At 73.5% G+C, this 1,029-nt stretch carries 2 protein-coding genes; both read right to left on the bottom strand.

Translation table 11 applies throughout. The annotated features are described in order from the left end of the window. Positions 1-97: 97 nt before the first annotated feature. The gene (locus tag ACFXKA_RS43415; RefSeq protein ID WP_379431971.1) at positions 98-892 is read right to left on the bottom strand and encodes an ABC transporter ATP-binding protein; all 795 of its coding nucleotides are present in this window, start codon (positions 890-892) and stop codon (positions 98-100) included. After that, positions 889-1,029: iron chelate uptake ABC transporter family permease subunit (locus ACFXKA_RS43420; RefSeq protein ID WP_379431972.1), on the bottom strand; the 141-nt coding region annotated here is incomplete at its 5' end. The genes ACFXKA_RS43420 and ACFXKA_RS43415, both read right to left, overlap by 4 nt.

Consider the following 1,029-nt stretch of genomic DNA (forward strand, 5'->3'; position numbering starts at 1 on the left):
CGGTCAGGGCGGCGGCGGTCAGGGCCGAGGCGAGCAGGGCGGGGCGGCGTACCGCGGGGCGTGGGGACATGGGTCTCTCTCTGTTCATGGGCGCAGGTCACGGGTGGGTCGGGAGTACGTACAGAAGTTGGGGATCGCCGGTGTGCGGGTGGCGTACGACCTCGGCCCGGACGCCGAACACCTCCCGCAGCAGCTCGGCGGTGAGGACTTCCCCGGGGGTGCCCGAGGCGACGAGGCGGCCCCGGGAGAGCACGGCGAGCCGGTCGCAGGCGGCGGCCGCGAGGTTGAGGTCGTGCAGGACGACCAGGACGGTCAGGCCCGATCCGCGCAGCAGGGAGAGCAGTTCGAGCTGGTGGCGGATGTCGAGATGGTTGGTGGGCTCGTCCAGGACCAGGATCTTCGGCTCCTGGACCAGGGCGCGGGCCACCAGGACGCGCTGGCGTTCGCCGCCGGAGAGGGTCAGGATCCCGCGGTGGGCGAGATGGCCGATGTCGAGGCGGGCCATGGCGGCGGTCACCAGGTCCCGTTCCCGTTCGCTCAGGGGCTGGTTGCCGCGCAGGTGCGGGGCCCTGCCGAGGGCGACGACCTCCCGGACGGTGAAGTCGAGGTCGACGGAGCTGTCCTGGGTCATGGCCGCGAGGGCCCGCGCGCTCTCGCGCGGCGTCAGTGCGGCGAGATCGCGCCGGTCGACGAGCACCGTTCCGCCGGTGGGTCTCAGCGCGCGGTAGACGCATCGCAGGGCGGTGGACTTGCCGCTGCCGTTGGGGCCGACGAGTCCGACGGTCTCGCCGGGGGCGGCGGTGAGGTCGACGGCGTCGACGAGGTGCCGGCCGTCGCCGACTCCGTAGGAGAGTGCTTCGACGCGGAGCGAGGCGGCCGTACGGTCGCTCATACGGGGGCTCCTTCGGGACGGCGGCGCATCAGCCACAGGAAGAACGGGCCGCCGACGAGGGCGGTGAGGACGCCGACGGGGATGTCCTGCGGCGCGGCGACGGTACGGGCGGCGAGGTCCGCGGTGACGAGTACGAC

The organism is Nocardia sp. NPDC059228 (assembly GCF_042754245.1).
Taxonomy (GTDB): domain Bacteria; phylum Actinomycetota; class Actinomycetes; order Mycobacteriales; family Mycobacteriaceae; genus Nocardia.

Bases quoted from the DNA above. Each gene is read 5' to 3' on its own strand.
- ACFXKA_RS43415 (WP_379431971.1), bottom strand. From the start codon at position 892: ATGAGCGACCGTACGGCCGCCTCGCTCCGCGTCGAAGCACTCTCCTAC.